Consider the following 14,647-nt stretch of genomic DNA (forward strand, 5'->3'; position numbering starts at 1 on the left):
GGCGGGAAATTAACTATGTCAGAAAGAATCATTTATGCAGATCGTCCATTTCGTGATGAATTTATCGAAGAAATCCATACTATAGCGCCTGGTTATATCTTTAAAACAGAATTACAACCAGAGGATCTACAAAATGTAGAGATCAGTTTGGGCTGGAACTCAGACTACCAAGAAAAACTATTAGCCTCTTCTACCTTGAAATGGGTCCAATCTATCTCAGCTGGTGTTGATCAGCTACCCCTTGAGACTTTTTCAAAGAAACATATTTTACTTTCAAATGGTAGTGGCATCCACAGTGAATCGATTACGGAGCATGTCTTAGGAATCATCCTTGGGTATTCTCGTGGTCTTTTTCAAGCACAAAAGGCACAGAGTGACATGAAATGGTTAGGTTCATCGGTCCATTACCAATCTATCCAAGGAAAAAAAATACTAATCATTGGAACTGGCCATATTGGAAAAATGATTGCAAAAAAATGCAAAGCATTAGACATGAACTGCTATGGAATCAATACATCCGGTCATCCAGCAGAAGGAATGGAAAAGACTTTTTCTTTAAATCAACTAAAGGAAGTTCTTCCTGAAGTAGATTTCGTAGTCAATATCTTACCTCTAACGGAGGAAACAACTGGGCTCTTTGATCAGCATATGTTTGAACACTTTGATCCAAAATCTGTATTCATCAATGTTGGCCGTGGTGCTTCTGTTAAGACACAAGATCTGGTGCAGGCTTTAAATAACCAGCAACTTTCCTTTGCAGCATTAGACGTTTTTGAGGAAGAGCCTCTTCCACAAGATCATCCTCTTTGGAAAATGGACAATGTACTGATTACTTCCCACATTGCAGGTTTGACACCTGATTTTCAAAAGAAATTAATGGCTATTTTTTTAACCAATCTGAAAAGCTACTTTGCCACCCATGAGCTTCAAACCAATCAAGTAAAATTGTCTGCAGGATATTAATAGCTGAAAACAATATTTTCAAAAGAAAAAAGAGAAGGTGACAAAAATTGTGTCACCCTCTCTTTTTTTATTGTTTTTTAAAGTGATAGGTTGGCTCCTCCAGGTTGGGATCATAATCAACAAGTAAATCATATCCTTTAAAGAACCATTCATCTGCTTCCTCGATAAAAAAAAGTGTCCCATCCATTTCCACTTTCTTTACAGGATGTTCTGGCTGTTCAACTGACATTCCAATCGAAAAACCATCATGAACCTCTGTTTTGCCGTAGACTTTTCCAAAAAAACGTATTCCGTAAGTTTCTGGCAGATCAATTTCTGAGTCAAACCACTTTTGTGCTTTTGGCGTTACCGTTAATTCCATCCCAACAACCTACTTTCTCTTTTCTTTCTATTGATTCATCTTATCGTCTAGAATATCCACATCGCCTGTCTCTCCAATCACCAGTAGATTATCATTTTCACGAACATATTCATCTGCTGCAGGAGAAGCGATAACCGTTTGATCTACTCTTCGTATGGCGACTACTGTTAAGTCAAAACGTTGTCTGAAATTTAATTCAGCTAATGTTTTGTTGAAAAATTTAGGATTGGAGACTCGGATTTCTGCTAAAGAATATTTATCTGACAGCTCTAAGTAGTCTAGAATATTCTTTGATACTAAGTTATGTGCAATCCGTATCCCCATGTCTCGCTCAGGGTGTACGACACGATCTGCTCCGATCTTCTCTAGTACACGGGCATGGTACTCATTTTGGGCTTTTGCTAAAATATTCGGTACGCCCATTTCCTTTACCATCAGAGTAACTAAGATACTGGCTTGGATATCTTCTCCAATAGCGACAATTACATGATCGAAATTTCTTATACCTAATGAACGAAGTGTCATCTCATCCTGTGCATTTGCCACAACAGCATGAGTGGCTATATTCATATATTCATTGACTCGATCTTCATTACTGTCAATAGCCAGTACTTCTTGTCCAGCTTCGATCAGTGTACGGCAGATGCTTCCGCCAAATCGTCCAAGGCCTATAATTGCAAAATTTTGTTTCACCATTTTCCTCCTTTAGTATCTTCTTTTCTCAGTATAACAAAGCCTTTCCAAAAACAAAAGCAAGCATCATTATTGTAAAAAAGCCAAGAAAAATAATAGTTATTTTCTCAGCTTTTGATTATCCTCTTTATCATCGTTTTTATTTCACCAAACCATGTTTAAACGCATAGATAGCTGCTTGAGTTCGGTCTTCTACCTCTAACTTAGCTAATATATTCGACACATGCGTTTTAACTGTTTTCAGTGTGATAAACAATTCATCCGCGATTTCCTGATTACTTTTCCCTTCAGAAATCAGCATCAAAATTTCATTTTCTCGATTCGTTAATTCTTCATGCAATACTGGATCATTTCGCCGACTCATTTTTTCCATCATTTTTGTTGTCACTTCAGGTTCCAATACTCGCTCGCCGCATTGCGTAGCCCTTATAGCATCAGCTATTTCATGTGCGGTAGACGTCTTCAACAAATATCCTGCTGCTCCTGCTTCAATTGCAGGATAAACTTTTTCATCATCAATAAAACTTGTGACGATAATGATTTTGGCTTTTGGCCAATCTTTTAAGATTGCTTTTGTTGATTCGATGCCATCCATTTCTTCCATGACTAGATCCATTAAAATGACATCTGGTCGAAGTGCCATCGCCTTTTCATAGCCTTGACGTCCATTTTCAGCTTCTCCAATCACTTCAATGTCTTCTTGGATAGATAAATAAGAAGAGACGCCTAAGCGTACCATTTCATGGTCATCTACTAATAAAACTTTTATCATCTTTATCTATGCCTCCTTCATCAAAGGGACCTTGATCTCCACGCTCGTACCTTGCCCTTTAAAACTAATGATTTTTACTGTTCCACCAATACCAGCTACTCGTTCTTTGATATTGTTCAATCCATAACTTCCCGTTTTGGTTTCATTCATATTAAATCCTGTCCCGTCGTCAATGATACGTAATAAAAGATTGTTATCTATTTTATGCAAATAGACTTCTAATTCATTAGCCTTAGCATGTCTTAATGTGTTTGATAACAATTCTTGAACGATTCGGAACAAGTGATCCTCAATGGAACTAGTTAATTTTACATCTTCTACATCCCATTTTAGCGAAATCTGGATTTTATTCTGCAATTCCTTCAATAACTGCTCAATGCCTTGTTTTAAACTTTTTTCTTCTAAATTGACTGGACGCAGATGAAGAAGCAGCGCACGCATCTCAGACTGGGAAGCGTTGATGATCTCTGCCACCATTTTCAACTGCTTACGGAACATTTCTGGTGTCTCACTTTTTTCTGCTTGCTCCGTCAATGCCGACATCATCATCATCGCTGCAAATAATTGCTGTGAAACTGAATCATGAAGCTCACGAGCTAATCGATGCCTTTCTAATTCTAAAATCTCTTCTTTGGTTTGTCCATCTACATATTGAGGACGGCTAGTCATAATCTGTAATTCACTGGATACTTCGATCATTTTTTCTTTTATTTTAGTAATTTCCATATCAATATCTTTGATGTACAGATCATCCGACGCGCTTGGGATCGGCTGATGCAAAAGTTTGGATTCATAATTGCCAGAAGAAAGTGCACGAAGCTTTTCTTCGATTTTCCCGTATTTTGCCTTTTGAATAAGTGATAACAATAGAAATACGATCAATCCTACACCTAATGAAATTGCCATCAAATGGAAGATAAGCGGAACGTATAATAAACGCGCACGCAGCAATTCTCCCCACCAATGACTTTGGTTACTGGCATAAAAATAAGTGAAAAGTGAAAATAGAATAATAAGGAAAGCCGCAATCCCCGAATAAACAGCTAGCATTGCTTTGGATATTCTTCCCATCATATTCGTATCACCTCGACATCTCCAACCAAGGTATTGGTAATGATCTTCAATCTGCGAGGATTTTCATCATAATCACTGCTGCAGATTTTGATCTGTTCGTTTTTTAAGGAAAACTGCTCTTCTTCAAACAAGACATTTCCTACTAATGTCGCATGCTCTAAACGAATAGCCACTCCCAGGGGTACTAAGATCCGTGTTCTGCCTATCCCTTTTCTTACAATCACAATATTATCATCTTTTGGCAAAAGTGTATTGCCCAAATCGATGATAGTATCACCAGAAATGATGGCAATGTTGATATCATCCCATTCATAGACGTCGTTTCCAATACGTTGGTTACCAAATAATTGCTGTCTTTTACGCTCATTATTATGTGTTTTTAATTGCTCTGTTTGGACCATCATGATCTGTTTTTTTCGCCAAAAAGCATTTTTTGTCAAATCTATTCCTGAAATCTCTACACCTTTCAGGCCGATAAATAAAACGGCCAATACAACCATCATCCATAAAGCAGGACTGTTGACTAAGCTAAAAAAAATGACCAAGCTCCCTAAGATCAATTGAAAATTTTGAAATTTAGTACGAGGATATTTGCGCATAGCTAGATATATATTGAAAATACCGAATATTACTAAAAGCAAAAGTCCAGTATTGTTTACGATTTGCCAAACAGCAAATAACAGCAGCAGTGCTTCGGCTACCACAAAAAAACGCCAAGAACTATTCATCGCTTTTTCTCCCTCCTGACACATTCTCATTTCATCATACCTATTTTTTTGACTGTTGGCTATAGGACTTTAGATGTAAGATCGTTCAGTGAAAACTGCAATACTCAAAGAGAAAAGATCTAGAGTGCGTCATCAGTAAGATGAACTCTCTAGATCTTTCAGTCAGACTACGCTTGTTCTACTTTGACGATTTTAACTAACATATCGCCACCTGGTGTAGCAATGGTTACTTCATCATTTTTACGTTTGCCAATCAATGCTTGCGCGATAGGAGAATCATTGGAAATCTTTCCAGAAAACGGGTCTGCTTCAGCACTTCCGACAATCGTGTACTCTTCTTCATCTCCATCAGGCAACTCGATGAACGTAACTGTTTTACCAATCGATACCTCATCTGCATCTACGCCGTCATTATCGATGATTTGTGCAAAACGGATCATATTTTCAATTGTTGTGATTCTTCCTTCAACAAATGCTTGTTCATCTTTAGCTGATTCGTATTCGGAGTTTTCGGAAAGATCTCCGAAACCGCGAGCGATTTTGATTCGTTCAATGATTTCTCCGCGTTTAACTGTTTTTAGTTCTTCTAATTCTTTTTCTAATTTTTCTTTACCTTCTAGAGTCATTGGATAAACTTTCTCTACCATGTGTAACGTCTCCTTTTTTCGATAAAATACCGCAAAAGGTAATCTTTTGAGGAATATAGTCCAAAAAAGATTACCACACTTTTCTTAAAATGTAAATGTTTTTCTAAAAATGATCAATGACTAGCCCCTGTTTTTCTAAGAATTATTTACATATTTTTGCACTAGTTCCATATGTTCTTCATACGTTTTAGCGAAATAAACATTTCCAGTGCTCGTATCTGCTACGAAATAATAATAGTCATTTTCTGCTGGTTCTAATACTGCCTTGATTGCCTCTTCGCTTGGATTGTCAAAAGGACCAGGCCCATAGCCGGTATTGGTATACAAATTGTATGGTGAATCTACAGCTGTATCTTCATACGTCACCAATTCTTTATGTTCTCCTAATGCATATAAAACAGAGATATCTGACTGAAGTGGCATATTTGCCTTGATTCGGTTAAAGAAGACTTGTGCAATATTTTTACGATCATTTTCTTTTACGCCTTCTTTTTCAACTAGAGAAGCCAAAGTTAAAACTTCTTGTACAGTCAAATTTTTCTGTTTGATAGCTGAATAATAGTTTTGCATGACCGTATTTGTCTTGTTCACCATCTCAATCACAAGATCCTTAAGCGAAGTACTCGTGTAGTAATCATAAGTAGCTGGGAATAAGTAGCCTTCCAAACGGTATTTTGTGTTCTCAGTTTTAGAGGCACTTTCCAACAATTCTGGGAATTTTTGATACAACTCGTTAAAGAAAGTCTCATCATTTACTAAATCTAAAAATTCTTTCTTGTCTTTACCAGTTACCTTCGCTACCCGCTCAGCAATCTGATCGATGTCGTAGCCTTCTGGAATGGCAATTTTCCCATCTGCAACTTTTGTTGGCTCAGATGTGCCGCCTTCTTGCAACTGCTTGCCAATCTCATCAAGAGTCATATTAGGCGCTAACTGATAATAACCAGCTTGAAAGCCAGTTAAGTTTTTAAATTTTGTATAATAATTGAAAACAATCCCACTTTTAATAATATTGTCTTTCTCCAAAATTTCGCCAATCTGCTTATTAGAAGAGCCGCTTGGGATTCCCACTTGGACTAATTGGTCGTCCGATTTATCTAAAGGCTTCAACCCGCTATCTACATAACGATATACGGTAAACCCGAGAAATCCGCCAATAATCAATAATGTAAGAGCGATCACTAAAATGATCTTCCTCACGATCTTATCTTCTTTTTTACGCAGATTTCTCCGCTTGTCGATTATATCTGCTGTAGCTGCCTTACTGGCTTCTTTTTTGTCTTTGCTTGGGTGTTGTTTGTTTCCTGACAAAACAACTCCTCCTTACTATCATCTTCGTAACTCTGTTTATTATACATGAAATTTCTACTGCCGTGAATTATTTTACCAAATATTATGTCAAAATTGTAAGTGGCAAATGCTCTTTTTGAGGATTACAATGAAAAATAGTTAAAAATGGATAGAAAGGAATTAATATGGCAAAAGGAAAACATCAAAAAAAACAGCAGATCTCTCTTTCTTTTCTCGCAGTTTTGTTGCTGGCTGTCAGCTTCTTTTCAACAGGCATCATTACAGGATGGCAATTAACAAAACAACCTCAACCACAAATTTATAAAACGGAACCCGCACAACTTGCTTCCAATTTAACATCTAATGAGCAGATGCTTGCCAGCAAAATTGATCAATTACTGCAAAAATCAGATTATATCGGTTCGATTTATGTATATGATTTGTCAAATTAAGCTAGAATAAAATGCTTCTTGTACATAGCTCAAAAATATTTCGATTGGTGTTCTGTAATTCAATGATTTTCTTGGAATATGATTACGTTGATTGCTGACACTGGAAATAAATGTCTGATTCACTTCTCTAAAATCCATTGATTTCGGCAGTCCATTACGACGCAGAATCCCGTTAGAATTCTCGTTTAATGGGCGTTGAGAAGGTGTTCCAGGGTCCGCAAAATATATATCAATATCATGTTGGTTACTAATGGCTTTCCAGTTAGAAAATTCTTTTCCACAGTCAAACGTAATAGATTTAAAGAAGTTTTTAGGGAAGCGAGAAAACCATTGATTAAGGGCAGTTTCAATATCTAATGCCTTACGGCCGTTGGGTTTAATCGTGATAATGACTTTAGATAATCTTTCAACTAAAGTAATGACGGCACTTTTATGATGAATGCCAACGATCGTATCACCTTCAAGGTGACCAAACTCAGAATTGAAATCAGGATAATTATCAGGTCGATCATGGATTGAGCGCTGATACTGTTGTTTTCCCCGTTTTTCCTGATGGCCATTGGGTTTTCTTTTACCTTTCATCGGTAGTGTGTCAATATCAAATATTCCTTTAGAAAATAAACGATAAAGTGTTCTCATACCGCATGAAACAGGCCTTTCTTTTCGCCCGATAATGACGTCAGGCGTCCAACCAAGAGTGACTTTCTCTTTAATGTAATCTACTTCATGAGCAGGTAATTGAATGACTTTTCTCCCACATTTTTTCTTATTTTCTTTATACTGGTGCCAATAATCAAGAGCAGTCTTGCCTTGCTTGAACTTATTGACTACATTATAAATAGTTTGTATAGCACGTCCCATTCGGTTAGCGATTTCAACCGGCTTATTATGTTGAAGATAATATGATTCTATCATTGTCAGTTCGTCTATGGTAAGATGTTTGTAGGTCATTTATGGTTACACTCCTTTGTTTTCTTTCGTCGGAAATACAATTTGAGTGTACCATAAATGCCTTTTTATTTTTCTAACTTAATTTTACAATTCGCGGTACGCAAAAATAATCGAGTGATATTAGAAAAAGGATATGGGTACGCAAATCTACGCATAAAAGAATCGAATTCTCCTTCTCTTTACTATCAAATCGGTTCGATCCAAAAAGCGATGACTGCTTTACTTATCCTAAAACAAATTCAATCTGGCAAGATAACTTTTGACACAAAGCTATCTGAATTTTATCCTCAGATTCCTGGAAGTCAGCAAATCACAATCAAAAATATGCTTTATATGCGCTCTGGTCTTCATCGAACTGCTTCTCCCGACAAACCTATGTCGGATAGTGAAATCATTCAGTTCGCCCTTCATCATTTGAAACTTGCTGATTATGATACGTATCATTATGAACCATTGAATTATACATTGCTTACAGGGATATTGATCAAACTAACGAATCATCCTTATGAAACTCTTCTAAAAAAAGAAATCATTCGTCCTCTCCATCTAGAACATACAGATTTTTATGACAATGTAAAAAATTCGCCTCAACATGCTGTATCTTACCAGATGTCAGCAACTGACGATTATTCAAAAGCATTGATCGAGCCTGAAACCGACATCCGAAATGAATTAGGTACAGGAAATATAAGTATGTCTGTTTATGACTTGACCAAATTCTTTACCAGTGTTCTTTCTGGCGTTATCATACCAAAAGAACTACTTTTCTCATTGTGGCAAAATAATGGTGATAAACATCCTTACAGCGGCGGTGTTTACAGTGGAAATGATTATATCCTTGCTCAGGGAAATATCAATCGATTCCATGCAGTAGTAGCGATGAAAAAAGACACTAAAGATGCAATCGTTATGGAAAGTAATATCCAATCAGATAAGAAAATCAAATTACCGGCCACTGATTTAAGAAATCAGATTTATGAACTGATGGAAGGTGTTAATTTAAAAAGCTAAGTCGAAACAAAAAAACCAGCATCTTGCTGGTTTTTGTTTTAGTTGATTTCTGACTTTAAATACCGTTCCATTCCACTCAATATATCAAATTTAGGCTGATAGCCTAAAGAACGAATTTTTGAAATATCAGCTAAAGAATCACGAATATCCCCTGAACGCTCCGCTTCATATTTAAGCGCTAGCTCTGTTCCTAAGATTTGATCAATTGAATGAATCAATTCAAGTAGCGTAGTGCTTTTTCCTGTACCGACATTGAATTGCTGTCCTAAAGCTTTTTCTTCCTTGGCAACAAGTAAAAGTGCTTGTATAACATCTTCTATATAAACGAAGTCTCTAGATTGGCTCCCATCACCAAATAAAGTAAATTCTGCTTTTTCTTTTGCCAATTGTTTTTTGTAACGATCCACTAGAATCGAAATGACTCCGCTATATGGAGAGTTTGGATTTTGATTGGGACCATAAACGTTAAAAAATCGGACAGCACTAGTCGGAACATCATATAAATGACAGTAATCCAAAACATATTGTTCTGCTGCAAACTTATCGATAGCATATGGTGTTAATGGACGGATGACTGATTCTTCTTTTTTTGGCAATGTTGGTTCATCACCATAAACTGCAGCTGAGGAACTAAATACTAATCGTTTTAAATCAGATTGATATTTTCGTGCTAATTCAAGCAATAAAAGCGCACTGTCAAAATTTACACGATGTGTTTCTACAGGCCGTTCTACAGAATCTGCCACACTAGCTACAGCAGCTAGATGAAAAATATAGGCAAACTGATATTCTTTCATGATTCTTTCCATCAATTGAGGATCTGATACATCCCCCTCAATGAAAGTCACTTGTTTCTCCATATCCAAGTTTTCTTTTTTTCCCATTGATAAATCGTCGACTACTACGATTTTGTTTTCTTTTCCCAAATAATTTGCTAGCGTTGAACCGATAAAACCAGCTCCGCCAGTAATCAATATAGTGTCCATCAAATTCACTCCAATTGCACATATTTATTTTCTATTAACTTAAATATCAAACTAATTATCGGCTTTCATTAGATGCCAAAATTCTTTGGCACTTTTTACCAAATTTTTTCTAATAATAAATATATATACTAAGAAACTAATTAAATAAACAACCATACTTAAGAACCCACCGTCGAATACTATGTTACCAATAATAAATAAGATTGTTAATACGGTTTCTAATATAATTTTACTTCCTACTTTTACATCTAAGTATTTGCATAAGAAAAATTCTGCAAGATTACATCTTAATGCTAAACTAAATAAAATTAGTCCTACTGCAAGCATTATATTTCCAACTAAGAAAATAATAACTATAGCAAACAACAATGTTAATGATAAAGTAAGTATATTTACAAACAAAATTGTTTTTTCCTTACGTATTGTTTTTAAATAGGTATTTATCAATAAAGACATTCTTCCCTCGTAAATAACAATAGGAAATAGAATTCCCATATATTGAAGACTATCAGCATATTCTGGTAACCACATGCTTAAAATATATCTAGCTGGAACATAAAAAATTAAAAAACTATACGTAATTGGTACAAACAAATCTCTTATTGTTTTAAATAACCATGGAAGTTTCTCTTTATTCGAACGACGTAGCAGTGGAAACATTACTATACCTATTGCATTAATAAACGTCAAAAACATATTAGAGATACTCAAAGTAAAAGATAGTTTACCGAAAATTTCAATTGTCCATCTTTTTTCTACAAAAAAACGAATTGAACCAATAATAAGCATACCTGCAATACTTGATAACATCAATTTACTACCAATATTGATATTATCAACAATTTCTCTTAAAATAGATTTAAATTTAAGTATATTTCTTTGCCAAACCATATCAGAAATTTGCATCATTCCCCATAAAGTGATGATTAGTTTTGAAATGATATCTAATATAATCAGCCAAAAAAAGTTTCGTCCGTCTATAAAAAAGTACATTCCTATCATTATTACATATAAATATCTGTCGCCACGAGATAATTGAGCATACTCTTTTATTCTGTTTGTTGATTGTAATACATATAATATAAATGTTTTCATTATCGTAATAACAGAAACTACTGCTGTTAAAGTCAAAATCATTTTCTTATACGATGGAGGCATGAAGAACTGACTAAAGATAATAACACCTACAGATAATAGGGTCTCAAAAAGGCATAAATACCAAAACTGCGAACCTAGATTATCTTTATCTAGATTTTCATATTCTTCACCGCCAATTTTTAAATAGATACCATCTATCCATCCTAAATGCAAAAAACCAACATAAGAAGAATAAAACACATACAGTTGCCAGTAACTATATTCCCTTACTCCAAGCAGTTTAGGCACAAATAAATTCAATAGTACGGAAATAGCTAAAGTTATGAAATTTGCTCCAACCGTATAATATAAGTTACGAAAAACCATTTTTGCCTTCGTGTTCAAGTTTTATCACATCATCTTTCTAAAAAACTATAATCATTTATCTGAATCAAATCGTATAAAGTTGTTGATCCAATTCTTTAGAGTGTATTTTTCTAATATTTTATCTGGTACCGGAATATATGGGGTATTTAAAAATTGTTTTAGTTCAGATAAAGGTCGTTCTGTTAGTAAAAAACAATTCTGCTCATTATAGAAATCCTGATATTTTACCATATTATTATTGGTTATTAGTTTTACTCCCAAAAAAATCGACTCAATAGGTCTAAGAGACAGTCCTGTTTGATTTTCTTGAACAATATCTAATATCGCTTTCGAATTTCCTTCATAGTTGATTACCTCTTGATAACTTAACGGCTTTTCATATTGATAAGTTGAAGAAGAATTTCGACTAGAATCTACAATATAGATCATTGAATCTATACCTACTTCTTTGAAAAAAGTTTGAAGTTCTGTTAAATAAGTTAATCGTCCTTTATCTATTCCTATAAAGCACAATTCAGACTTATATTTTTTCTCATGTGAAACGACTTTTAAGCTACTCGTATCAATAAATTGATTATTATAATTTAAGTAAAACTGTTCAACGTCTTTTTTATCAAATGACCAGATTTCGCAATTTAGTCCATCAAAGAAGTCAATAGATGTATCTACTGAAACAGGATTACTATACCAAATAATAATACGAACATGTGGATAATGTTTATTTACGTACTTGATAACTGATTTTGAAAAAAAATGTGAATTTAGTATTAGTAATTCTATCCCATTTAATCTTTTTTTCCAGTCACCATATGCTATTCTGGAAAAAGTAGTATTAATATATCTGTCAAGATGATTTAAACATTTGACAAACATATTTCTTTTTTTAAAATAACTGTTTACGTCTATTCCAAGTTCAATTGCGTCTGTTGAATAAAGGACAGATTTTTTATCTAGGGTAATAATCATTATCTTATTATAGTCTATCATTCTTATTCATCCTTACTTCGATTACAAATTAATTTAATTCATATATTTACTTTTCATAAAATTTATAGGGATGATGTGAAATTCTTTCTTCTTTTGGCGGGAGTTTCATATAGTCCCCGTATCTCAGTTCCAAAAACTTTTTCCGATCTCTAATTGCTTTAAATTTATGCCCCTCAAATTCTACGTCCTCATAATGCTCAAACCATTCTATCGGAAAAACTCCCCATACTTCATTAATAAATTCCATGTACCCACAATACTTCGTCTGTTCAATCGGATACTTACGCACTAATTCTTCATATTTATTTTTCCAGAATGAGTAATTTCCTTTTTTCAACAGTCGACGGTACTTAGGATAATAAATCACCCTTTTAACCATTGCTTTAACTTTTGATCTGGATATAGCGTACGAATGGTTTAATGTAAACATCATGTTTGCACGATAGAGTTCACATAAATCGCCAAATTGTTTTCGTTCTTCTGGATTTTCTGGAAATCCATCAAAGGGGAAAATATCTACAAAGACTCCTAAATCAGGATCTTCACTACTATAATATTGCTTCGTTACCGCTTTTGTATTAGGATCAACTAATTTTGCGTAACAATATCTATAATTATCTCTCGTTTCAAAACTTAATAATTTATACGAATCATCATTTTTAAGAAGTTGGATTAATCGTTCATAATTAGGTCTGGTCAAAATAATATCCAAATCATCATCCCAAGGAATATAACCCTGATGTCGCTCTGAACCAATTAAACTTCCATAAAATAATGAATACTCAATCTGATTTTCTCTACAAATTTGGTCTATATAAACAAGGATTTCTACGCTTATACGTTGGATATCTTTAATCTTTAATTCTCTCATTATTCTGATATACCTCCCTTACCTACCACAGAATTTTTTTTTGATATATATCCCAAATATAGCCAAAAGATGAGGCTTCCTAATTTATTTACTAATACTAATTCTGTTAAAAACATAGCAGAAATCAAAATTGCAAGTACTGCCATGGTATTTAATACATACGAATCGTAGTCTTTTATAGTACGCATAAATAGTTGTCGCAATGTATTCCAAATCTTAATTCCAAGAAATACAAGTAGCGGTATAGTCCCTAACAGCCCTGTTGTTGCTAATAAATAGAAGATAAAATTATGGGAAGTTTGTTTTTTTGTTGCAATGAACGTATTCGGTAATTCTTTTTGAGCATAATTAACTAAATTACGAGGTGAACTCCCGACAAGCGGACTACTTTGAAAAATCTCAAACGAACTTTTCCATAAAGCAAAACGATTATTAGACACATCGTCCTTATTTACAACATCATCCCGTTTTAAACTGATAGAATTCTGATCTTTATCTGGATTTTCAGACTTTCTAGGAACATATCTTGCTGTTATATTGATCAATTTAGGGGCAGCATATTTCCCTGCTTCAGCAATTCCTAAAACAGCTCCAGTTCCAATAACCCCACAGATTACTGCCAATAATAATTTAGAAGCAATCGTCTTCCCAAATCGGTTATAGACAATAAAGAAGATAGCAAAATAAGCACATAATACCAAAGCAATCTCTGCTGTTCTTGATCCAGATAAAATGATGTAAGCAAATTGAAGAAGGATCGTAACTATGCTATATATTTTTGCCATTTTGTTTTTATTCGTCATTAATAGCTTTACAGCAAGAAAAACAACTGCTACAGAAGTTGCACCGGCAAAATTAGGGTCAGAAAAAATACCATACAAACGGTTCTCGACAAATCCTGCTCTAAAGCCATTATAAAGTTTTTCAAAAGGTGCTACGTAAGAATAGTGCGTAAAGAACATTCCTAAAGAAATGATAACCAAATTATTCCAAATACCTATAATTAATTTTTCGAATTTTGTAAGAAATTCAGAATCAATACTATCTCTTCCAATACGATAAACAACAAATAAATAAATAACCTGCCAAATGACTAGTTTAATGTTTTCAATTATCCCACTAGGTCCATTAAAGAACGTAGAACACAAAATAGCTAATATAAATCCTAATAAAAGATAATCTGTTTTATAAATTTTTACTTCCTTAGATAACGCATCAATTATTAAAATGGCAAAGGCCCATACAGTTATCAACGAAAATAATGCTGTATCGATTTTTGAAGGCAAAAGACTATAAAAATTAATTAACCGAATGGTCAATGCGACTCCAAAGACAACTATAAAAACTTTTTTGCTTTTATCAGAAAAAACCTTTATTTTTTTTACATCCATTTTCCA

At 34.3% G+C, this 14,647-nt stretch carries 14 protein-coding genes and 2 pseudogenes; 3 read left to right on the forward strand and 13 right to left on the reverse strand.

What is annotated here, in order from left to right; translation table 11 throughout:
• Window positions 1–15: 15 nt before the first annotated feature.
• Window positions 16–963: a phosphoglycerate dehydrogenase gene (locus tag MKX69_RS08610; RefSeq protein WP_002289148.1), complete on the forward strand. Its 948-nt coding sequence runs from the start codon at window positions 16–18 to the stop codon at window positions 961–963.
• A 67-nt stretch (window positions 964–1,030) separates the two neighbouring features.
• On the opposite strand, the gene MKX69_RS08615 is transcribed toward MKX69_RS08610, so the two are convergent.
• The 7 genes from MKX69_RS08615 to mltG form a co-directional block, all read right to left on the reverse strand.
• Window positions 1,031–1,324, reverse strand: coding sequence for a HesB/YadR/YfhF family protein (locus tag MKX69_RS08615; RefSeq protein WP_002318627.1), 294 nt, complete (start codon window positions 1,322–1,324; stop codon window positions 1,031–1,033).
• A gap of 27 nt (window positions 1,325–1,351) precedes the next feature.
• A complete protein-coding gene (locus MKX69_RS08620; RefSeq protein ID WP_002339643.1) occupies window positions 1,352–2,017 on the reverse strand; it encodes a potassium channel family protein in 666 nt (221 codons plus the stop codon).
• A 139-nt stretch (window positions 2,018–2,156) separates the two neighbouring features.
• Window positions 2,157–2,789 (reverse strand): response regulator transcription factor, encoded by a 633-nt coding sequence (locus MKX69_RS08625; protein WP_002318625.1) that lies wholly within the window; start codon window positions 2,787–2,789, stop codon window positions 2,157–2,159.
• A 6-nt stretch (window positions 2,790–2,795) separates the two neighbouring features.
• Window positions 2,796–3,863, reverse strand: a complete 1,068-nt coding sequence (gene liaS, locus MKX69_RS08630) for a two-component system sensor histidine kinase LiaS (protein WP_002318624.1) — start codon at window positions 3,861–3,863, stop codon at window positions 2,796–2,798.
• Window positions 3,860–4,591, reverse strand: coding sequence for a cell wall-active antibiotics response protein LiaF (gene liaF, locus MKX69_RS08635; RefSeq protein ID WP_258430498.1), 732 nt, complete (start codon window positions 4,589–4,591; stop codon window positions 3,860–3,862). The genes liaS and liaF overlap by 4 nt, the downstream gene beginning before the upstream one ends.
• Before the next feature lie 167 nt (window positions 4,592–4,758).
• Window positions 4,759–5,238 carry a transcription elongation factor GreA gene (greA, locus tag MKX69_RS08640; RefSeq protein ID WP_002295409.1) on the reverse strand — a complete coding sequence of 160 codons (480 nt, stop codon included), beginning with the start codon at window positions 5,236–5,238 and terminating at the stop codon, window positions 4,759–4,761.
• 135 nt (window positions 5,239–5,373) lie between these two features.
• Window positions 5,374–6,549: an endolytic transglycosylase MltG gene (gene mltG, locus MKX69_RS08645; protein ID WP_341009779.1), complete on the reverse strand. Its 1,176-nt coding sequence runs from the start codon at window positions 6,547–6,549 to the stop codon at window positions 5,374–5,376.
• Between the two features lie 164 nt (window positions 6,550–6,713).
• On the opposite strand from mltG, the pseudogene MKX69_RS08650 reads away from it, so the two are divergent.
• Window positions 6,714–6,962 (forward strand): annotated as a pseudogene (locus MKX69_RS08650) (serine hydrolase); the annotation flags it as partial.
• A 9-nt stretch (window positions 6,963–6,971) separates the two neighbouring features.
• On the opposite strand, the gene MKX69_RS08655 reads toward MKX69_RS08650, so the two are convergent.
• On the reverse strand, window positions 6,972–7,931 hold the full coding sequence (locus MKX69_RS08655; protein ID WP_002293280.1) for an IS30-like element IS6770 family transposase: 960 nt from the start codon (window positions 7,929–7,931) through the stop codon (window positions 6,972–6,974).
• A gap of 90 nt (window positions 7,932–8,021) precedes the next feature.
• Between MKX69_RS08655 and MKX69_RS08660 the strand changes: the two are divergent.
• Window positions 8,022–8,942: pseudogene (locus MKX69_RS08660) on the forward strand (serine hydrolase domain-containing protein); the annotation flags it as partial.
• Between the two features lie 38 nt (window positions 8,943–8,980).
• Here MKX69_RS08660 and MKX69_RS08665 read toward each other — a convergent pair.
• From MKX69_RS08665 to MKX69_RS08685, 5 genes are read right to left on the reverse strand one after another with little or no spacing between them, the layout of a single operon-like run.
• A complete protein-coding gene (locus MKX69_RS08665; protein ID WP_308947474.1) occupies window positions 8,981–9,928 on the reverse strand; it encodes an NAD-dependent epimerase/dehydratase family protein in 948 nt (315 codons plus the stop codon).
• Between the two features lie 51 nt (window positions 9,929–9,979).
• A complete protein-coding gene (locus MKX69_RS08670; RefSeq protein WP_308947475.1) occupies window positions 9,980–11,410 on the reverse strand; it encodes a lipopolysaccharide biosynthesis protein in 1,431 nt (476 codons plus the stop codon).
• A gap of 33 nt (window positions 11,411–11,443) precedes the next feature.
• On the reverse strand, window positions 11,444–12,379 hold the full coding sequence (locus MKX69_RS08675; RefSeq protein WP_308947476.1) for a lipopolysaccharide biosynthesis protein: 936 nt from the start codon (window positions 12,377–12,379) through the stop codon (window positions 11,444–11,446).
• A 46-nt stretch (window positions 12,380–12,425) separates the two neighbouring features.
• Window positions 12,426–13,250 carry a LicD family protein gene (locus tag MKX69_RS08680; RefSeq protein ID WP_002314199.1) on the reverse strand — a complete coding sequence of 275 codons (825 nt, stop codon included), beginning with the start codon at window positions 13,248–13,250 and terminating at the stop codon, window positions 12,426–12,428.
• Window positions 13,250–14,641: an O-antigen ligase family protein gene (locus tag MKX69_RS08685; protein ID WP_341009786.1), complete on the reverse strand. Its 1,392-nt coding sequence runs from the start codon at window positions 14,639–14,641 to the stop codon at window positions 13,250–13,252. The genes MKX69_RS08680 and MKX69_RS08685 overlap by 1 nt, the downstream gene beginning before the upstream one ends.
• Window positions 14,642–14,647: the final 6 nt, after the last annotated feature.

It is taken from the genome of Enterococcus sp. FSL R5-0957 (assembly GCF_038008005.1).
Taxonomy (GTDB): Bacteria; Bacillota; Bacilli; order Lactobacillales; family Enterococcaceae; genus Enterococcus_B; species Enterococcus_B faecium.